Here is a 21,300-nt window from a genome sequence, read left to right as displayed (position 1 = left end):
GGAGGCCCCCAATGTTAGAGAGATTAAAGGAGTTTGCATCGGAGTTTTTCGTTACCGGTGACCCGCTGATCTATGGAGCAGACGTGGCGATCGGGATTACGATGATTACCATCGTAACGGTGCTGACTTATTTCAAAAAATGGGGCTGGCTCTGGCGTAACTGGTTAACTACTGTCGATCACAAAAAGATCGGTATTATGTATATCATTGCTTCCATTATCATGTTGTTCCGTGGTGGTGTGGATGCATTGATGATGCGTCTGCAGCTGGCTATGCCTAATATGGATTTCTTACATCCAGAACACTATAATCAGGTCTTCACAACACATGGTACGATCATGATCCTGTTCATGGCGATGCCATTTATGTTCGGTTTGTTTAACGTTATTGTGCCGTTACAGATCGGAGCGAGGGACGTTGCATTCCCGTTCCTGAACGCACTGAGCTTCTGGTTATTCTTCCTAGGCGCAATGCTGTTCAACCTGTCCTTCGTCATCGGTGGTTCACCGGATGCAGGATGGCTGAGTTACCCGCCTCTATCGGAGCTGTCACACAGTCCAGGGGTAGGACAGAACTTCTATATATGGGGTATCCAGATATCGGGTATCGGTTCCCTGGCAACCGGTATCAACTTTATGGTTACCATCATTAAAATGCGTGCGCCAGGCATGAAATGGATGAAACTGCCGATGTTCACATGGTCAGTATTCTCCACTTGTATCATTATCTTGTTTGCATTCCCGATCTTGACTGTGACGCTTGCATTGCTCTTCCTCGACAGGTTTGCCGGGGCGCATTTCTTCACACTTGATCTGGGCGGCAACCCAATGATGTATATCAACTTGATCTGGATGTGGGGTCACCCTGAGGTATACATTGTCGTCTTGCCGGCATTTGGTGTGTTCTCCGAGATTGTAAGTACATTCTCGAAGAAAAAACTGTTTGGTTACAAATCGATGGTATTCGCGATGCTGATCATCAGCTTCCTGTCCTTCTTCACTTGGGCGCATCACTTCTTCACGATGGGTTCCGGAGCGGACGTTAATGCATTCTTCGCGGTTACGACGATGTTGATTGCCATTCCAACAGGGGTTAAGATATTTAACTGGCTGTTTACGATGTATAAAGGAAGGATACGCATGGCCACTCCGATGATGTGGACACTTGCCTTTATCCCGTGCTTTATCGTCGGGGGTATGACAGGGGTTCTGTTATCCGTTGCTCCTGCTGACTTCCAGTTCCACAACAGTTACTTCCTGATTGCCCACTTCCACCAAGTATTGATCGGTGGCGTTGTCTTCGGATACTTCGCAGGTCTGTACTACTGGTGGCCAAAAATGTTCGGTTTCCAATTGGAAGAGAAACTGGGCAAATGGGCATTCTGGACTTGGAATATTGGTTTCTACGTGTGCTTCATGCCGCAGTATGCTGTCGGTCTGATGGGTATGACTCGTCGTCTGAGCACTTACGGCTGGGATACCGGCTGGTGGGAACTGAACTTCGTATCCACAATCGGGGCATTCCTGATGGGTGTTGGATTCTTGTTCCAAGTTGCACAAATTGCAGACGGTATTCGCAAATACAAAACACTCAAAGCTTCTGGCGATCCATGGGATGGTCGTACGCTCGAGTGGTCGATTCCTTCACCAGCACCAGAATACAACTTCGCTGTTACACCGCGCGGAGACGATGTGGATGAGTGGTGGGAAGAGAAAGAACGTCGTGCGAAAGGCATTCATCCGCCTGAGCCTGTATATGAGCCAATTCATATGCCGAAAAATTCCTCGATTCCGTTCATTATGTCTGTCTTCTGGTTCGTTGCTGGTTTCGGCTTCGTCTTTGGATGGCTGTGGATGGCAATCCTCGGACTCGCTGGCGTGGGTATCTGCATGATTGCTCGTTCCTTCTCTTACGATACGGATTATTACATTCCGGTCGATGAAATCAAGCGTACCGAAGCGTCGTTAAGGGGGTCGGTATAGATGGCTCAAGCAGCCGCTAAACACGGTGAGAATCATGCACACGGTCATGACCATGGCCACCATGATCCACAGGAAATGAAAATTCTCGGATTCTGGTTCTTCCTGATTTCCGACGTTATCCTGTTCTCCGTATTGTTCGCAACCTTCATTGTGTTGCGTGACAATACGGCGGGCGGACCGATTTTGTCTGAACTGATCAAAATGCCTGGTGTTATTGCTGAAACCTTCTTGTTGCTCACAAGTTCATTTACGAGCGGACTTGCGGTTCTGGCAATGAACCAAGGCAAAGTAAAACAATTGATTAACTGGCTGATTGTTACAGCCGTTCTGGGTGCAGGCTTCCTTGCCCTGGAGATTTATGAGTTTGTTGAGATGGTTCACGAAGGATTCAGCTACACAACAAGTGCAGCATCCGGCGCGTTCTTTACCCTCGTGGGTACTCACGGACTTCACGTATCGCTCGGTCTGATCTGGATGATCGGCCTGATGTTCCAACTGAAAAAACGGGGTATTACCGATGTCACTCGCGGTAAAATCAACGTAATCAGCTTGTACTGGCACTTCTTGGACGTTGTATGGATCTTCCTCCTGACCATCGTCTATCTGATGGGGGTGATGTAGATGGCACAGCACAACGCACATGATTCTCATGGCCATGAACAACATGGTTCCCTGAAGTCTTATGTCATCGGCTTCATACTGTCCATCGTTCTGACCATCATTCCTCTGGTAGTGGTGCTGAACGACATGATGGGCAAAACAGGAACGATGATTGTTATTCTGGGAACTGCGGCACTGCAGTTTGTCGTTCAACTCTTCTTCTTCATGCATATCCGTGAAACAGAGAAACCTCGCTGGAACGTGATGGCTCTTATTTTCGGATTGCTGATGATGTTGACTATCGTTATTGGTTCGATCTGGATCATGCTGAACAACGCAGTTGCACATTAATAGTCTTTAACGAGAACCTTCTTGTCTGAATTTTCAGACAGGAAGGTTCTTTTTTTTTCAATTAGGTCTGATGGCGGTATGGTTACAAACCGATATAGACTTTATAGGGATGATTTGTGGGAGGGGCTGGGGTGAAACTTTAAATTTAGGATTCTAAAATTAGTGATGTAATCTCGGTCAAAATAAGATTTGTAATAACTCTTGCATAATCTACGGTTCAATAAAAAGGAGAATAGCGATGAAAAAGGCCATAGCTGAGGAAACCGGGCTGCAAAGACATTTATCCCATCCAACAAAAAATGCGAAGAGCTACCTTAATAAGGTGTTCTCTTCTTTCATGGTAATTGTACTTTTCGTTAGTTTGCATTCTTTTCCTGTATCGGCTGCTTCAGGAATTACAAGCAATTCATATCCTGAATTTAATGGCATACCATCGGCAGTGGCCAAAGCCTCGAATGGGGATATGTATCTCGCATATCCTCAAATGGGAACTATTCAAGGTGGAAGCCAGGGTATTAAGGATTTTAAAATTTATAAATGGACTTCAGCGAGCAATTCTTTTTCACTAGAAACAAGTGTCAACGCAGCGGTTGGACTGAACCAATTTGATGTCTATTATGGGGAATTAAAGATGGCAGTTGACACCAACGGCACATTATACATTGCTTTTATAAAAACAGGTTCTTTCTATGATTCGAATTGGTACGCCTATACCAAAGGAGTATATTACGGCACATACAATACAAACAGCAATTCTTGGTCAAATGAATTTTCGGAAATGGAGACACAGGGTCTTCCTACACAATTAAGTGCAACCCGTTACTTTTATACATCGCTACAACTTCAAGTGAATTCATTGGGTGAGGCTGCTATTGCCTATGTGAAAAATACAAATCCAAATCAGAATTACCATATTAAAATTAAAGTCGGTTCGAATTCAAATACCACTTGGTCCGAGACCATATTGAATACAGGAGTTTCCGTAAGCATTAATAGCCTTTTGAGCGATCATAACGGAAATTTAAGTGTTGTTTATTCAGTTGAGACGGGGATTGGTCCAGATATTTATGTATCCAGCGCCCCCTTTGCCACTTCCACTAAAGTACTAACTGGAGACAATAACTATTATTCTTATTATGGATCCGCAATAGATTCATCGGATCACATTCATGTTCTCTATGGGGATGCAGGTTTTAAAGTTGTATCTAATACCGGAAACGGGGGTTCATGGGAAACAACAGTAATTGATAATGTCGACTACGTCGCAACTTCAAACGATTCTCCTCAAGCGGTGAGCCGCTTGGTTATCGATGCTAATGATAATATGTTTGTCCTTGCAGCTTCCATTGATCCATCAAATTATGTGGCTACCTCTTATTATTATTATGGAAAATTCGCTGGAAGTAATACTTGGATGAAAGGGAAGAATGATATTCCCGAATTAAGCAATATGATAGGCAAGAATTTGGACTGGTTGCATCCTTTTGTTCCGTCAACCGGGAATCTGATGTTGCAGTACTTTGAAAAGGACACAACTAAAGCAAGTTATGTTTATGGAAAACAAACCGACTTTTTTGCTTCTTCCAGCGCAAGCAACGATGCAAGTTTGAGCAGTGTATTGGGGCAAAACATTACAACAGGAGCGGAAGCGGGTACAACGTCAGCTCCGAAGACTGCAACCATCGAGGTAAGCAATGGAGTATCATCTGCATTGGCCGGGGATATCGTCAAGCACGACGCAGGTGCAATGGTGACTTTCTACGGAACAGACAGTACATTCGTGACGCCTGAGGTCGGGACAGTAAACCTTACATCGGGTTCAGGAACAGATGTATACATCAAAGTCGTTGCAGAAGACAATACAACCTTGTACTACAAGATCAGTATCAACAGGATGGCACCAATCTCTAACTTTGTGAGTACGGCGAAGACGAGTACAACTGCAAGCTTTAGCTGGACAGCAACCAGCGGGGCAACTGGAATTGTGATTGAACAATCCCCTGCGGGCGCGAACACGTGGACTACAGCGTCTACAAGCGGAGCCCTTGCGACCAACGACACAAGTGGCACGGTAACAGGATTGAACCCGGCTACATCGTATGACTTCCGTCTTGTGGTCACTGGTGGTACGAACGCTGGCACATCGAACGTGGTTTCGAACATCACGACGGACAATGCACCGAGCGTACCGCTCACCGATTTTGCGAGTACAGCGAAAACGAGTACAAGTGCAAGCTTTAGCTGGACAGCAGCGAGCGGAGCAATAGGGATTGTGATTGAACAATCGCCAGCGGGCTCGAATACATGGACTACGGCATCTACAAGCGGAGCCCTTGCATCCAATGCCACAAGTGCCACGGTAACAGGATTGAACCCAGCCACGTCGTATGACTTCCGACTCGTGGTTACTGGCGGTACGAACGCTGGCACATCGAATGTGGTCTGGAACATCACGACAGACAATGCACCAAGCGTGCCGCTCACCGACTTTGCGAGTACGGCGAAAACGAGTACAAGTGCAAGCTTTAGCTGGACAGCAGCGAGCGGAGCAATAGGGATTGTGATTGAACAATCGCCAGCGGGCTCGAATACATGGACTACGGCATCTACAAGCGGAGCCCTTGCATCCAATGCCACAAGTGCCACGGTAACAGGATTGAACCCAGCCACGTCGTATGACTTCCGACTCGTGGTTACTGGCGGTACGAACGCTAGCACATCGAATGTGGTCTGGAACATCACGACAGACAATGCACCAAGCGTGCCGCTCACCGACTTTGCGAGTACGGCGAAGACGAGCACAACCGCAAGCTTTAGCTGGACAGCAGCCAGTGGAGCAACTGGCATTGTGATCGAACAATCTCCTGCGGGCACGAATACGTGGACTACAGCGTCTACAAGCGGAGCCCTTGCATCCAATGCCACAAGTGCCACGGTAACAGGATTGAACCCAGCCACGTCGTATGACTTCCGACTCGTGGTTACTGGCGGTACGAACGCTGGCACATCGAATGTGGTCTGGAACATCACGACGGATAATGCACCGAGCGTGCCTCTTACGGACTTCGCCAATACGGCGAAAACGAGTACAAGCGCAAGCTTTAGCTGGACAGCAGCCAGCGGAGCAACCGGGATCGTGATCGAACAATCCCCAGCAGGTGCGAACACATGGACTACAGCGTTTACAAGCGGGGCCCTTGCGACCAACGCCACAAGTGCCACGGTAACAGGGTTGAACCCAACCACGTCGTATGACTTCCGACTTGTGGTTACTGGTGGTGGGAATGCCGGTACATCGAACGTTGTTTCGAACATCACGACAGACAATGCACCGAGCGTGCCACTCACCGACTTTGCAAATACGGCGAAGACGAGTACAAGTGCAAGCTTTAGCTGGACAGCAGCGAGCGGAGCAACAGGGCTGGTGATCGAACAATCGCCAGCGGGCACGAACACGTGGACAACGGCACAAACGAGTGGAGCGATTTTAGCAAACGCCACAAGTGCCACGGTAACAGGGTTGAACCCAGCCAAATCGTATGATTTCCGACTTGTGGTCACTGGCGGTATGAATGCAGGCACATCGAATGTGGTCTCGAACATCACGACAGATAATGCACCGAGCGTGCCAATCACCGACTTTGCGAATACGGCGAAGACGAGTACAAGTGCAAGCTTTAGCTGGACAGCAGCCAGCGGAGCAATAGGGATTGTGATTGAACAATCGCCAGCAGGCACGAATACGTGGACTACGGCCTCTACAAGCGGAGCCCTTGCGTCCAATGCCACAAGTGCAACCGTAACAGGATTGAACCCGGCAACGTCATATAATTTCCGCCTCGTAGTCGCTGGCGGCGCGAATGCCGGTACATCGAACGTTGTCTCGAACATCACGACGGATAATGCACCGAACGTGCCTAACAACCCTAACGTACCTAACAACCCTAACGTACCAAGTTCGCCGACTAGTTCGATAAATAGCGGTTCTGGTAGCATCGCTCCTTCAAGCGGCACTACTGGAGTAGACATTCTTGTTAACGGGAAAGTGGAGAGTGCGGGTACAGCCACGACATCGCAACGCAACAATCAAAGCGTGACCACGATATCCGTCGACCAGAACAAGCTGGACAACAAGCTTGCATCGGAAGGTTCAGGAGCCGTAGTGACTTTACCGGTTAATACGAAATCGGATATTGTGATTGGTGAATTGAACGGTCAGATGATTAAAAATCTGGAAAACTATAGTGCAACATTGGAGATTAGAACAGCCCGAGCAACATATACCTTGCCAGCTCAACAAATAAATATTAATGCCCTATCCGCCCAATTGGGTAAAGAGTTGAACCTGCAAGACATCAAAGTTCGCATTGAAATTGCCGCTCCAATAACGGATATGATGCAAGTGGTAGACCAAGCGGCAGGGAAGATTGGGCTCACGCTCGTTGCTCCACCGACGGATTTCAAGATTAGCGCAACATATGGAAGTACGACCATTGACGTATCAAAATTTAACGCATATGTTGAAAGAAGCGTTGCTCTTCCGAACGGTATTGATCCGAATAAGATCACAACAGGCTTGGTGGTAGAGCCGGATGGATCGGTAAGGCATGTACCAACCAAAGTGATTTTCAAGGAGGGAATGTATTACGCTCAGATCAACAGTTTAACAAACAGCACTTATAGCGTTGTCTGGCACCCACTAGAATTCAGTGATGTTGCAAAGCACTGGGCTAAAGAAGCTGTGAACGATATGGGTTCCCGAATGATTGTCAACGGTACCGGCAATGAACAGTTCAATCCCGACCAAGATATTACACGTGCCGAATTCGCAGCCAGCATTGTTCGAGGACTGGGACTTAAACTTGAGAACGAGACTACGCTTTTCTCGGACGTTAAGTCTTCCGATTGGTACAGCAGTGTAATTAGTACGGCTTATGCATACGAATTGCTTGATGGCTATCCAGATGGTACCTTCCGTCCGATGGATAAGATTACACGTGAACAGGCAATGGTGATCCTTTCCAAGGCAATGACTCTGACCAGATTGAAGGAAAAGCAGCCTGTACAATCGACAAATGGAATACTTCATTCATTCCAAGATGCGGCTAGTGTCTCTCAGTGGGCACAAAGTAGCGTTATGGAAAGTGTACAAGCAGGCATCATATCTGGCAGAAGTGCCACAGCACTTGTACCTAAGGCTTATATTACAAGAGCTGAGGTAGCCACGATTATCCGGAAGCTTCTTCAAAAGTCCGAATTGATCTAATGTAAATACAGTTCTATTCATCAAGTGATCTAAAAAAAGAGAGTTGACTAAAAAAGGGTGATCTCTGCTATCTTGCAGAAATCATCTTTTTTTCGTAGTGAGTTTTATTGTTACTGGAGTCACAAGTTTTACTAGAAATAGCCAACACAATTCAGTGATTTGGTTGAATCATAAAAATAAGGGTACACAAATGATAGGAAATGAACTAAAATGAACTCATATGAACTTTAATAAACATAGTGAACTTCATTGAAAGCCACAAGGCATCAATGAGCTCAACTCTAAACTTAATTCACAAGACGAAAGGAATGGATTACTAATGGAAAACCGTTATGCAGCACACCCGAATGAAGTAAAAACGTATGATACAGCTCGTTTGCGTGAGGAATTCCTTATGGAGCAATTGTTTGCCAAAGACGAACTGGTGACTGTGTACTCCCATGTGGATCGTTACATTGTCGGAACTGCAGTTACACAGAGCAAGGACATCACTCTTGAAGTTAACTTGAAAGATATCGGAACGGACTTTTTCCTGGAGCGTCGTGAAATCGGTATCATTAACGTGGGTGGACAAGGCACAGTAACAGCGGACGGAGAAGTGTATGAGATTGGAGCCAAAGAATGCCTCTACATCGGTAAAGGGGTTAAGGAAGTGGTATTCAAGAGCAATGGCACAGAGCAGGCGGCTCAGTTCTACTTTGTTTCTACACCAGCTCACCATACCTATCCAACGGTAAAAGCAACTCAAGAGCAAGCACAGCCGAACCACCTCGGCAGCATCGAAACCTCCAACGAACGTACCATCTACCGTTACATTCACCAAGGTGAAGGCGGGATCAAGAGCTGTCAGCTCGTTATGGGTATCACAGAGTTGAACAAAGGTAACATGTGGAACACGATGCCGGCACATACGCATAACCGCCGTTCCGAAGTGTACCTGTACTGGAACCTGCCTGAAGATGGCGTTGTATTCCATATGATGGGCGAGCCAACGGAAACGCGTCATCTCGTTGTACGTGATCGTCAGGCGATCATCTCTCCAAGCTGGTCTATTCACAGCGGTGTGGGCACAAGCAACTACACTTTCTGCTGGGCAATGGCTGGAGAAAACCAAACGTTCGAAGACATGGACGGCGTAGCGATGAAGGATCTGAAATAAGAAAGAAATAGGAAGTTGATTAGATGAATCCATTGAAACGACATGAAAAGATCATGGAGGCTCTGCTGGAACGCCAGGAGGTCACGGTTAGTGACCTGAGCGAACTGTTGCAGGTGACTGGCAAAACGGTGCGAGAGGATCTCGATAAGCTGGAGAGTATGGGATTGCTCGTGCGTGTACACGGCGGAGCTATGCTGGCTCAGAATGACCAATATGGGATTCTGAACAGCCGCGGGGCACTGGAGAAACACCAGTCCGAGAAAACCGAGATTGCCGAACGAGCACTTGCTTATATTAAGCCTGGGGATATTGTAGCACTGGATGGTGGCAGCACCACGCTAGAGATGGCCAAGCGGCTCGATAACCAGCCGCTGACGGTGATCACAAGTGATTTATACATCATTGCAGAGCTGACGAAAAAGGAACAGGTGCGACTGGTCGTTCCTGGTGGAGCGCGTGTGCGTAATATGCTGGTGGGTGAAGATACGGCGGCATTTATTTCCGGTCTGAACATTCACAAAGCCTTCATTTCAACAACGGCGCTTCATCCTGAATTTGGCTTGTCCATCTATACAGGCGATCTGGTTCCTCTGAAGAAAGCAATGATTGCTGCTGCACAGCAGGTATTTGGCGTAGTGGATCATTACAAATTCGGGCAATTTGCACTCCGTACCTTCGCACAGTGCTCTGAACTGGATTATATTATCAGCGACCGAAATCTGGACGAAGAGACAGCGGCTTTATACAGGCAGAGTGGTGTCAACGTGGATTACACAAGTTAACTTCATGTATTTTTAACGGGATGAAATAACGAACGATACAGTTGTAATTTGCATATCAAAGACATGTGGAGGAAATGTTCATGAACCCATTTGATTTAAGCGGACAAGTTGCAATGGTGACAGGTACTTCAGGAGGACTCGGGCAAGGAATGGCAGTTGGCCTCGCTGAAGCGGGGGCAGATGTGGTGCTGGTGTCTTACTCCAAACCGGCAGAGACGGCAAGTGCAATTGAAGCACTGGGACGTAAAGCGTATATCATCGAAGCTGATCTGAGCAAGGAAGAGGAACTGTCAGCTGTGTTTAAAAAAGCACTTTCTTTCCAAGGCAGAATTGATATTCTCGTCAACAATGCTGGCATTATTCGTCGTACTCCGGCAGCGGATCACGCACATCAGGATTGGCATGATGTCATCGCGTTGAACCTGAACAGTGTATTTTTCCTGAGCCAGCTGGCGGGGAGACATATGATTGAACGTGGAAGCGGCAAAATCATTAACATTGCATCGATGCTTTCCTACCAAGGTGGCATTAATGTTCCAGGATACACGGCTAGTAAACACGGCGTTGCCGGGTTGACGAAAGCCCTGGCTAATGAATGGGCTGGCAAGGGTATTCAGATTAATGGTATCGCTCCAGGTTATATGGAAACGGATAATACAACTCAAATTCGTGCGGACGAGAACCGTTACCGCGATATCACAGCACGTATTCCAGCAGGTCGTTGGGGAACACCTGAGGACTTGAAAGGTCCAGTGGTGTTCCTGGCTTCTGCTGCATCGGATTATTTGAATGGTCACGTACTTAATGTGGATGGCGGATGGATGGCGCGTTAATCCGTCATCCAAGATCCGTTTTGCAGAAGGAGGCAATGAGATGAAACTTGGTGTTCTGGCCCATACGTTTGGTAAACGGCCTACAGCTGAGCTGGCGCAAATCATTGCGGAAACCGGATTCAACTCCGTGCAACTGGCTCTTGCCAAAGCGTTGTCGGACATGGATTCAGCGAATGGCAAATTGAGTCCTGGATTCGCTAATGAGGTAGGAGAACAATTTGCCAGCCGCGGGGTGAAAATTGCCGTTCTAGGCTGTTACATCAACCCGATTGATCCTGATCCTGTAAGCCGTCGCGCAGATATTAACCGGTTCAAGGAACATCTGCGTTATGCCCGGGATTTTGGGTGCAGTATGGTGGCAACAGAAACAGGAGAACGAACGACTTATAAGGATTCTCATCCAGACACATATGATGAAAAGTCATGGAGTATTCTGAAAGATACGCTGGAGGAGATCACGGAGGAAGCTGAAAAATGGGGCGTACATGCTGCCATTGAACCCGTGGCGACCCATACACTTCATACGCATGAACATATGACCCGGTTGTTTGAAGAGATTCCGTCATCCAATCTGGGCATGTTGTTTGATCCGTGTAATCTGATTAAACACCATCATACAGCAGATCAAGGAGCTTTTCTGCGTGAAGTAATGGAGAAGCTGTATGAGAAGATGATCGTTATTCATGCGAAAGATGTAGCTTTCAATGCACAGGGTGAGAAGTATAATCCCGTTCCTGGTGCGGGCATTCTGGATTATCCTTTGTTCTTCGAATTGCTCAAGACGTATAAACCACACATTGATATCTCGCTGGAAGGTGTGAATGCAGAAGAAGCTGTGCCTGCTGCCAAGCACCTGAGAGCGGTATGGGACGCTGTGAAGGTAAGATGAGGTAGAAGAAGTTTTAACGATGAATGAACTGAAAAACCTTTGCCATGGCAAAGGTTTTTTTAGTACAGCAGGATCATACTTTACATATTAACATTTCTTATCGGAAAAATCGGAAATAACTCTTTTCAAAACCGACTTCTTGTGAGAGAATATGGAAAACATAAGCCGCCATGATGAGACATCAAGAAGCCAGTAATTGAGATCAGGATGCACAAGAATGCATATATCAAGGGAGGATTCAGAATTATGTCAAACGAACGTGAGCTTTCATTTGAAACATTAGCTATTCATGCAGGTCAAGAGATTGACCCAACAACCCAATCTAGAGCTGTACCTTTGTACCAGACAACATCTTATGGATTCCGTGATACGGAGCATGCTGCTAATCTGTTTGGTTTGAAAGAGTTTGGCAACATCTATACACGTCTAATGAATCCAACAACGGATGTATTCGAACAGCGGATTGCGGCATTGGAAGGTGGAGCAGGCGCATTGGCTACGGCTTCGGGTCAGGCAGCTATTACGTTCTCTTTGCTGAACATTGCCGGTGCTGGAGACGAGATCGTGTCCTCGGCAAGTCTGTATGGCGGTACGTATAACCTGTTCTCTACAACGTTGCCGAAATTGGGCCTTGATGTGAAATTTGTAGATTCCAGTGATCCGGAGAACTTCCGAGCGGCGATTACGGAGAAAACAAAAGCGTTGTACGCTGAAACGATTGGTAACCCAAAAGGTAATGTACTTGATATTGAAGCCGTGGCAGCTATTGCCCATGAACATGGGATTCCGTTGATCGTGGATAACACGTTCCCAAGCCCGTATTTGCTTCGTCCAATTGAACATGGAGCGGACATTGTCGTTCACTCGGCAACCAAGTTCATTGGTGGGCATGGTACATCCATCGGTGGTGTCATCGTGGACAGTGGTAAATTCGACTGGAAAGCAAGCGGCAAATTCCCGGGACTGACTGAACCGGACCCAAGTTATAACGGGGTTGTATACACAGAAGCGGTTGGCCCGATTGCTTATATTATCAAAGCACGTGTACAGTTGCTACGTGATTTGGGAGCGTCCATTTCACCATTTAACTCCTGGCTGTTGGTACAAGGTTTGGAGACATTGCATCTTCGCGTGGAACGTCATAGTAGCAATGCGCTGGCAGTTGCAGAGTATCTGGAGAAACATGAGGATGTCCTGTGGGTGAGCTATGCAGGGCTGCCAAGTCATCCCTCTTATGAACTTGCACAGAAATATCTGCAAAGAGGCCAAGGTGCGATTCTGACGTTCGGGATTAAAGGCGGCGTAGATGCAGGACGTAAATTAATCGAAAATGTAAAATTGTTCTCTCACCTTGCTAATGTAGGTGACTCCAAGTCATTGATCATCCATCCGGCAAGCACAACCCATGCTCAATTGACGGAAGAAGAACAAACAGCAGCTGGCGTAAATCCGGAATTGATTCGTCTGTCCATTGGTACGGAGAACATTCAGGATATCATCTATGATCTGGAGCAGGCGATTAAAGCGAGTCAAGGTGCAAGCGTTGGCGCGTAAAAATAAGTTGGTGTATCAAAGTATGTCGTACTTGAAAGGTCAAAGCCACGTTCAGCGGGCTTTGGCCTTTTTGTATGGAGAGTTCTTTGTGGCAAAAGCTTTATGGTAGGTACATAACGAACGAGTATGCCTTTATCTTTAGGTCATTGGAACGAGGAGAATGAGGAGCAAGCGCTAACGATCTCCACGGAGTTTATTTGCCTTTTTTACCGAGATTTAAAATCTAACGATTAGCAGAGATGTTATTTATTCATTTTTCAGCATTTAGGGGCGAGAAATGGGCTAAATGCAAAGAATAGCGTTCCTAGTCATCGATAGCATTAAAAATGATGCATTTTCGATGAAATAAGGTTTCTCATGATCGTTGGCCTGAAACACCCATTTACAAATGAACAACACAGGCATATAATTGAGAAAAAGTTGTATTGAGTAAAAATAATTGCATAAGCACAAAAATGATTATCATTCTCACTGGATCAATGATCTAATGAAAGTGCCGATCGTCTCAAAACCATGCTGCTGCGGGAATCCCGCAGCAGCATGTGCCATTTTTAGGGCAATAACAATGGCTCTCATTCTCAATACAACTTGGATAATGCAGTCAGATAAGAATAAAACCTCCGAAGGGAACGTGATTTATATGCAAGCGATACATCAACCTTTACAAGGGAAACAGCAAGCCAAGCAACAATCGGCCCATACTCCTGGACCCAAACGGGGCAAGAAACCGAATTTTCGCGCGATGTTGCAGAACAAGGAGATGCAGGCAGCGCTGGGCAGTGGCATTATGATGCTGATTGCATGGGGGATAGCACCTTATTTTGCCACGATGTCTGTGATAATCTACATTGCCGCTTATGGGATTGGTGGCTGGACGAAGGCCAAAGAAGGTGTCGAAACTTTGGTTAAGGATCGTGATCTGGACGTTAACTTGCTAATGATTGCCGCATCACTTGGAGCGGCGACAATTGGTTATTGGAATGAAGGCGCAATGCTAATCTTTATTTTCGCCCTTAGTGGAGCATTGGAAAGCTACGCCACGGAGCGCAGTCACAAAGACATCTCATCCTTACTGGCACTTAAACCGGAGACGGCATTGCGGATCGAGGATGGACAAATGAATATCGTGGCGATTGAGGATTTGCAGCCAGGGGATCTGCTACTCGTGAAGCCAGGCGAGCTGATTCCTGCGGATGGAGTTGTTTATCGGGGAAGTTCTTTTATCAATCAATCGTCGATTACCGGGGAATCGATGCCAGTAGATAAGAGTGCAGGGGACGAAGTTTACGCTGGTACAGTGAATGGTGAGGGCGCGTTATATGTTGAAGTCACCAAGTCGGCCGAGGGCTCACTATTCGGAAAAATCATCAAGCTGGTGGAGGAAGCGCAAGCCGAGGTACCGGATTCGCAACGTTTTATGGAACGTTTTGAAGGTATCTATGCACGAATTGTTGTAGGTGTTACGCTTCTTGTTATTGTAGGAGCACCACTACTCTTGGGATGGACGTGGAATGAAGCTTTTTACAAAGCCATGGTCTTTCTTGTCGTGGCATCACCTTGTGCACTGGTGTCTTCCATCATGCCTGTGATGCTGTCTGCAATGTCCAGCAGCGCTCGCCGCGGGATTTTGTTCAAGGGAGGGGCGCATATGGAGAATATTGCTCATACCCGAGTGGTCGCTTTTGACAAAACAGGCACGCTCACGATGGGAACTCCCAAAGTAACGGATATCCTAACTGCACCGAGCGTAAGCAGAGAGCAATTATTGTCCGCAGTGGCGTCTGTTGAAAATCTCTCGATGCATCCCCTTGCTCGGGCTATCGTGGAACAGGCGAGTAAAGAAAACTTACCTCTACAAGAGGCAGAGCATGTGCAGTCTATTACAGGACACGGCATTCAAGGAAGCATAAATGGCGTCGTGTGGAAGATTGGGCGGCTGGATGGAACAGTTTGGGCACAAGAGATACAAGAAAATCAGACGATGGAAGAGAGAGAAGCTACGGAAACACTAGCTGTAACGCCAACTGGCGAATTTAAGAATGGCAAAGCTGTGGAGTCTATAGCCAATGATGTACTTGTAAACGGTGAAGCAGACTGGGAAGCGGTATGTACCCGACTGGAGCAGGAAGGCAAAACGATATCTGTTGTAACTGTCAATGGTGAGTTTGCGGGTTTGATTGCGATGCGGGATATGATCCGTCCACAGGCGGTTGAAGCTGTGAAGAAGCTGGAGAGTATGGGTGTCAAAGTAGCAATGTTAACCGGTGATCGTGCTCGTTCAGCTTCGGTCATTGCCGGTGAAACCGGGGTTAGTCTGGTCTATGCTGATCTGCTACCTGAAGATAAGGTCACACAGGTGCAAGCGCTCCGTGAGCAATATGGTCATGTGCTGATGGTTGGTGACGGGGTTAATGATGCGCCTGCACTTGCGGCAGCAACAGTGGGGATGGGCATGGGGTTATCAGGCAGTGGGACAGCAATCGAAGTGGCCGATGCGGTGCTTATGAATGATAATATCGAAGAGATTGCTTGGGTAATCGGGCAAGCTCGGCGAGCCGAACGCACGGTGAAGCATAATATGTGGTTTGCCATTACAGTTATTTTAGCGTTAATCGCAGGTAACTTCTTACAAGATATTGCTTTGCCACTTGGAGTGGTTGGTCATGAAGGCAGTACCATTTTGGTGATTCTGAATGGACTTCGACTGTTGCGTTAAGTTGTGCTTTAACGCACAGTGCCCCAGCAGCTCCCGTTTGAACCTGTTGTCAGAGGGTAATAGTCGAAGAGACGATACAATGTAATGCAATGTATCTCACTGACGATAATTACTTTTAACGATAAAGGGAGCTGTGAACAATGGGCCGTTATGTACAAGTTGAACCGAATGTAAAAGTATATGTTGAAGATATTGGTGAAGGGACTCCGGTACTGTTTTTGCACGGCTGGCCTGTCAATTATAAAATGTTTGAATACCAATTGAATGTGCTACCGAACCACGGCATTCGTACCATTGCAATGGATTTCAGAGGTTATGGTTTATCCGATAAGCCGTCTACTGGATATGAATATGACCGCATGGCAGACGATGTTCGTGCTGTTATTGACGACCTGGGGCTGACAGATGCCATACTCGCTGGTTTCTCCATGGGTGGTGCTATCGCGGCACATTATATGGCGCGTCATCAGGGACACGGAGTATCGAAGCTGGCACTGCTGTCGGCGGCGGCACCTGTATTTACACAGCGTGATGGATATCCATACGGCTTGACGCCGGATGAGCTGAATGAGCAGATTATTGAGCCGATTTTCACGGATCGTGCGAAGCTACTGGATACGTTCGGCGGAATGTTTTTTGCGAAGAAGCACAGCCAGCCTTTCATGCAATGGTTCCATGCACTAGGCATGGAAGCTTCGTCTTATGGTACGATTAACAGTGCGATGGCGTTGCGTGATGAGGATTTGCGCGGGGAATTGGAAACGATCCAGGTGCCTACAGCCATTTTCCACGGTAAAAAAGACGAAATCTGTCCGTTCGAATTCGCTGAAGAGGTGCACAAAGCGATCCCTTCGGCTGAAATGGTTGTGTTTGAAGAGAGTGGACACGGTGCATTTTACGATGAGTTGGAAAAATTCAATGCTGAACTAATTCGATTTATTCAATCTTGATCGTTTAAATAAAAAGAAAATATAAATTGCTTTACAGATGATTTCAGCAATTTCAGTAATTTCATGGAATCTTCATTTGTGGCTAAAAAAAGAACCCGACTTCAGCATCCGCTGTGGTCCGGTTCTTTTGCCTTTCACACATCTAGAACAGTTCGGTTAGTCCGATCATCGTAATCAGACCAAACAGGAAGGAGATCGTAGCTGCGCGTGCATTGCCGTCACCATGACTCTCAGGGATGAGCTCTTTATAAACGATAAACATCATCGCACCTGCTGCGAACGCGAGACCGTAAGGCACCAGTCCGGCAACAAGACTACTGAGTGTATATCCGATCATGGCCGTTATAATCTCTACAGCCCCAGTTAATGTTGCAATACCAAGTGCTTTAAAGCGACCGATGTTCTGATTGACGAGAAAGAGAGCGACCAGAAAGCCTTCCGGTGCATTTTGCAAACCGATAGAAAAGGCAATCAGGTTCCCTAAGTTTTCATCCGTACTTGCATAACTTACACCGACAGACAAGCCTTCCGGCAAGTTATGCATTGTGATGGCTGCGATAATCATGAAAGCTTTGCCTTCAATTTTGAAAGGCATCTTTTCGGGGTTTTCCAGATCTACGTGTGGAATACGCATCTCCAGCACCAGCAGAACCAAGCTGCCGAGCATAATGCCAAAAGCAAGAACAAATAAATTAGATTGTCCCAGTGCTTCGGGAATGAGATTGTACACCGAGGCTGAAGTCATAATACCCGCTGCGTAAGCGAGCAGAATGTCGCGCAGACGATGTGATATTTTACGCATAAATAAGATCGGTACGGCCCCAAGTCCGGTAGACATGGCCGAAATAATACTGCCGAGTAGAGCGTCGTTCATGCTTCCATTTTCCCTCCTGATGAAGACTTCTTCATAATCGCTGCCGAGCATTGACACCGTACATAAAAGAGATCATAATGAACAACAGATTAGAATGATTATAAATTAGAATTCCGTTTCTGCATAGGTGAATCGTCATATTCGTAGGCAGTTCTTATGGACATGATGTGGGCTATCCGTTCTAGTGTATGCAAAGGCTCGCGCTTTTGATGCCGGAGAGCTTGATCTTTTTGCAGAACATGGGGGAGGAACTATACATGTATAAATCAATTATTATTGGAACAGGCCCTGCAGGGCTGACAGCAGCAATCTATCTGGCACGTGCCAACTTGAACCCACTCGTTATTGAAGGACCGCAACCGGGTGGACAGCTGACAACAACGACAGAAGTGGAGAACTTCCCGGGTTTCCCTGATGGCATCATGGGCCCTGAACTGATGGACAACATGCGTAAACAAGCGGAGCGTTTTGGCGCAGAATTCCGTACGGGCTGGGTAAACAACATCGACATGAGCGAGCGTCCTTTCAAAATTCAAGTCGAAGGTATGGGCGAACTCGTATCCGAAACGTTGATTCTGTCTACAGGCGCATCTGCTAAATATTTGGGTATCCCAGGAGAAGAAACAAACGTGGGCCGCGGTGTCAGCACATGTGCGACATGTGACGGATTCTTCTTCCGTAATAAAGAAATTATCGTTATTGGCGGAGGCGATTCCGCACTGGAAGAAGCAAGCTTCCTGTCCCGTTTCGGTTCCAAAGTAACACTGGTGCACCGTCGTGAAGAACTGCGTGGCTCCAAAATCATGCAAGATCGTGCACGCAGCAACGAGAAAGTAGAAATGGCACTGAACCGCACACCACTTGAAGTGATTGCTGGCGACAACGGCGTAACTGGACTGAAAGTGCTTAACAACGCAACTGGTGAAGAAGAAGTGATTCCGGCAAGCGGCGTATTTGTAGCGATTGGTCACACACCAAACACAGGTTTCTTGGGTGGTCAGATTACTACAGACGAGCATGGTTACATTTTGACAACTCCAGGTACTTCTGAAACAAACATCCCAGGCGTATTCGCATGTGGTGACGTTCAGGATACACGTTACAAACAAGCGATCACTGCTGCAGGTAGCGGATGTATGGCTGCAATGGACACCGAGAAATTCATTGAAAGCCTGGAGCACAGCGCAGTAGCGTTGTAATTCGGAAAGCCCGATGTTTAAACAGTGCTTCATTTAGCTTATAAATAATTAACCATATATAACAAATAATAATTCTGAGGTGAACTAAACATGGAAAACGTAATTGTATACACATCCACCAATTGCCCGAACTGCAAATCCGTCAAGACTTTCCTGGCTGATAAAGGTATTGCTTATGAAGAGCGCAACATCGAGACAAGCGACGAGTTCGCACAACAAGTATGGGATATGGGCGTACGTGCAGTTCCTTTGACCGTAATCGGTGAACACCGCATTCTGGGTATGAATAAAACACAATTTGCTAAAGCATTGGACGCTTAATTCATGCTTGGCTAGCTATGGTTGCTGGCTATGTAGTTTAACAGAATTGAAGCTATTCCGGTTCGCGCGAGCCGTTTGAATATAGAAGTAAGATTGGGAAGGGACCGTACCGTATAAGGTACGGTCTTTTTTTAAATTTTTCTGATGTTGGAAGAAATGGGAGGGAAACAAAAAGAAGACGCGTAAGACAACGTCTGGACTTGAGGACATTGCGCATAAGCGTCTCCTTTTTAGTCGGAGCAACATCATTTGCCTTTGAGTATAGGAGTACATTCAAGCGTAAAGAATTCTCCGCTAGAAAAAAATACTCATGCATGTCTGAAATACGACATACACCAGTAAGCCTGACAGCATGTACATGAGACCAGCCTTCTTTTTGCTCTGAAAAAAACGAAGTATGCCCAGGCTGAACAGGGGCGCAAGCACAATCAGGAACAGGAGTACGGTGACAAATACTGGCGCCGAGATATCTGATGTATCCACGTAGGTCACGAGTTTCACTCCGTTTCATTATCGGATAACACGGCAACGAGAACGCTGCCATGACAAAAATCACATAATCTCATTATACCTCTGGATTTCTTTAACAAAAAGGGAGGAAATGGGGCGAAATCTTGTCAATTTTAATGATTTTTAGCTAAATATTAAACAGAGACTCTTACATTACCTAAAAATTGGGATATTGCAGAATAAGCAGCCCCTATTCGTGTCGAACGGCTACCAAGTGCAGCCCATTCCACTTGAAGACTTCGACGGTGATAAGGCAGGGTACGTTCCTCGACCACCTGTTTGAGGGCAGATTCAATCCAAGGCTTAGCTTCCGAAAGCGGACCGCCAATAATAATACGCTCCGGGTTGAAGCTATTTACGATGTTGGTAATGCCAACGCCCAGCTTGCGTCCGATGATATTGTATAAGGCGATCACGTCCTGATGTCCGTTCTGGGCGTGTTCAATCAGTTCTTTGGTCGTATGTGCAGGCAGGTGCTGCTGATCCGGGTGTTCGTATACTTTTTCCGAAGCGTATAACTCCCAGCATCCCCGATTACCGCAAGAACAAGGCAGACCCTCTGCTTCAATGGACATATGTCCAGTCTCACCCGCGTAACCCCACGCACCCTTATATAATTCACCATCAACCATAATGCCTGAACCAATCCCGATCCCTGCACTGATATAGATCAGATGACGCACACCAACACCTGCACCAAAGTTTAATTCGCCCCGTGCTCCCGCGTTGGCCTCATTATCAATGGTGACAGGCAGGTTGAAGCTTTCTTCCATCATGGATCGCAAAGGCACCATTTCCCACTTTAAGTTGGGCGCAAACAGTACGGTTCCTTGCTCATCGACCATCCCTGGAACACCGATGCCTATGCCAATTACTCCATGCGGAGAGGGGGGAGCCTGTTCCATCAGGTGCGTCGCAGCCAGCTTTAATTGTTCAAATACAGACGTTGCATCATGCTGCTTCAGATCGACGGCATAATCGGCAACGATATGACCTTCGAGGTCGGTGAGTACTCCCTTCAAACGCGTTACGCTCAGTTCCAGACCTACAGCATATCCAGCCGTACCTCTGAAAAGCAACATTAGCGGTTTACGTCCACCACTAGATTCTCCTGGCCCAATCTCCTGCACCAACTCATCGCTGATCAGATCCGCTACCAGATTGGAAACCGTTGCTTTGTTGAGACCGGTCACTTCGGACAATTTCGCCCGGGAAAGGGGGGCATGACGGCGAATCGTATCCAGTACGATCGATTTGTTTATTTTTTTGACCAGCATCTGGTCTCCGGTAATTTTCATATCGATAAGGCACTCC

At 46.8% G+C, this 21,300-nt stretch carries 16 protein-coding genes; 13 read left to right on the top strand and 3 right to left on the bottom strand.

What is annotated here, in order from left to right; translation table 11 throughout:
* Positions 1 to 11: 11 nt before the first annotated feature.
* The 11 genes from MKY23_RS24005 to MKY23_RS23955 all read left to right on the top strand — a co-directional run bounded on the left by MKY23_RS24005 (position 12) and on the right by MKY23_RS23955 (position 17,082).
* Positions 12 to 1,982, top strand: coding sequence for a cbb3-type cytochrome c oxidase subunit I (locus tag MKY23_RS24005; RefSeq protein ID WP_090924958.1), 1,971 nt, complete (start codon positions 12 to 14; stop codon positions 1,980 to 1,982).
* Positions 1,983 to 2,603 carry a cytochrome o ubiquinol oxidase subunit III gene (gene cyoC, locus MKY23_RS24000; RefSeq protein WP_090924959.1) on the top strand — a complete coding sequence of 207 codons (621 nt, stop codon included), beginning with the start codon at positions 1,983 to 1,985 and terminating at the stop codon, positions 2,601 to 2,603.
* Positions 2,604 to 2,933, top strand: coding sequence for a cytochrome o ubiquinol oxidase subunit IV (gene cyoD, locus MKY23_RS23995; protein ID WP_090924960.1), 330 nt, complete (start codon positions 2,604 to 2,606; stop codon positions 2,931 to 2,933).
* 238 nt (positions 2,934 to 3,171) lie between these two features.
* Positions 3,172 to 8,199 (top strand): fibronectin type III domain-containing protein, encoded by a 5,028-nt coding sequence (locus tag MKY23_RS23990; protein ID WP_339832720.1) that lies wholly within the window; start codon positions 3,172 to 3,174, stop codon positions 8,197 to 8,199.
* A gap of 319 nt (positions 8,200 to 8,518) precedes the next feature.
* Entirely contained in the window at positions 8,519 to 9,358 is an 840-nt protein-coding gene (gene kduI, locus MKY23_RS23985; RefSeq protein ID WP_090924443.1) for a 5-dehydro-4-deoxy-D-glucuronate isomerase, read from the top strand.
* 23 nt (positions 9,359 to 9,381) lie between these two features.
* Positions 9,382 to 10,140, top strand: coding sequence for a DeoR/GlpR family DNA-binding transcription regulator (locus tag MKY23_RS23980; RefSeq protein ID WP_145334811.1), 759 nt, complete (start codon positions 9,382 to 9,384; stop codon positions 10,138 to 10,140).
* Positions 10,141 to 10,220: 80 nt separating this feature from the next.
* Positions 10,221 to 10,973 (top strand): 2-dehydro-3-deoxy-D-gluconate 5-dehydrogenase KduD, encoded by a 753-nt coding sequence (kduD, locus tag MKY23_RS23975; RefSeq protein ID WP_339832716.1) that lies wholly within the window; start codon positions 10,221 to 10,223, stop codon positions 10,971 to 10,973.
* 40 nt (positions 10,974 to 11,013) lie between these two features.
* Positions 11,014 to 11,862 carry a sugar phosphate isomerase/epimerase gene (locus MKY23_RS23970; RefSeq protein WP_339832713.1) on the top strand — a complete coding sequence of 283 codons (849 nt, stop codon included), beginning with the start codon at positions 11,014 to 11,016 and terminating at the stop codon, positions 11,860 to 11,862.
* A gap of 246 nt (positions 11,863 to 12,108) precedes the next feature.
* Positions 12,109 to 13,416, top strand: a complete 1,308-nt coding sequence (locus MKY23_RS23965) for a homocysteine synthase (RefSeq protein ID WP_339832710.1) — start codon at positions 12,109 to 12,111, stop codon at positions 13,414 to 13,416.
* Between the two features lie 640 nt (positions 13,417 to 14,056).
* Entirely contained in the window at positions 14,057 to 16,132 is a 2,076-nt protein-coding gene (locus MKY23_RS23960) for a heavy metal translocating P-type ATPase (RefSeq protein ID WP_339832708.1), read from the top strand.
* 140 nt (positions 16,133 to 16,272) lie between these two features.
* Entirely contained in the window at positions 16,273 to 17,082 is an 810-nt protein-coding gene (locus MKY23_RS23955; RefSeq protein WP_339832706.1) for an alpha/beta hydrolase, read from the top strand.
* A gap of 142 nt (positions 17,083 to 17,224) precedes the next feature.
* Here the strand turns inward: MKY23_RS23955 and MKY23_RS23950 are convergent, their stop codons facing one another.
* The gene (locus MKY23_RS23950; RefSeq protein WP_090924449.1) at positions 17,225 to 17,956 is read right to left on the bottom strand and encodes a ZIP family metal transporter; all 732 of its coding nucleotides are present in this window, start codon (positions 17,954 to 17,956) and stop codon (positions 17,225 to 17,227) included.
* Positions 17,957 to 18,213: 257 nt separating this feature from the next.
* Between MKY23_RS23950 and trxB the strand changes: the two genes are divergently transcribed.
* Both trxB and MKY23_RS23940 read left to right on the top strand, forming a co-directional pair.
* The gene (trxB, locus tag MKY23_RS23945; RefSeq protein WP_090924450.1) at positions 18,214 to 19,155 is read left to right on the top strand and encodes a thioredoxin-disulfide reductase; all 942 of its coding nucleotides are present in this window, start codon (positions 18,214 to 18,216) and stop codon (positions 19,153 to 19,155) included.
* Between the two features lie 90 nt (positions 19,156 to 19,245).
* Positions 19,246 to 19,476, top strand: a complete 231-nt coding sequence (locus MKY23_RS23940) for a glutaredoxin family protein (RefSeq protein WP_090924451.1) — start codon at positions 19,246 to 19,248, stop codon at positions 19,474 to 19,476.
* Positions 19,477 to 19,770: 294 nt separating this feature from the next.
* On the opposite strand, the gene MKY23_RS23935 is transcribed toward MKY23_RS23940, so the two are convergent.
* Positions 19,771 to 19,968 carry a hypothetical protein gene (locus MKY23_RS23935; RefSeq protein WP_090924452.1) on the bottom strand — a complete coding sequence of 66 codons (198 nt, stop codon included), beginning with the start codon at positions 19,966 to 19,968 and terminating at the stop codon, positions 19,771 to 19,773.
* A gap of 152 nt (positions 19,969 to 20,120) precedes the next feature.
* The gene (locus MKY23_RS23930) at positions 20,121 to 21,284 is read right to left on the bottom strand and encodes an ROK family transcriptional regulator (protein ID WP_339832698.1); all 1,164 of its coding nucleotides are present in this window, start codon (positions 21,282 to 21,284) and stop codon (positions 20,121 to 20,123) included.
* Positions 21,285 to 21,300 lie beyond the last annotated feature (16 nt).

The organism is Paenibacillus sp. FSL R7-0272 (assembly GCF_037969905.1).
Lineage (GTDB): Bacteria > Bacillota > Bacilli > Paenibacillales > Paenibacillaceae > Paenibacillus > Paenibacillus polysaccharolyticus.
This window is presented reverse-complemented; position numbering and strand designations above follow the sequence as displayed.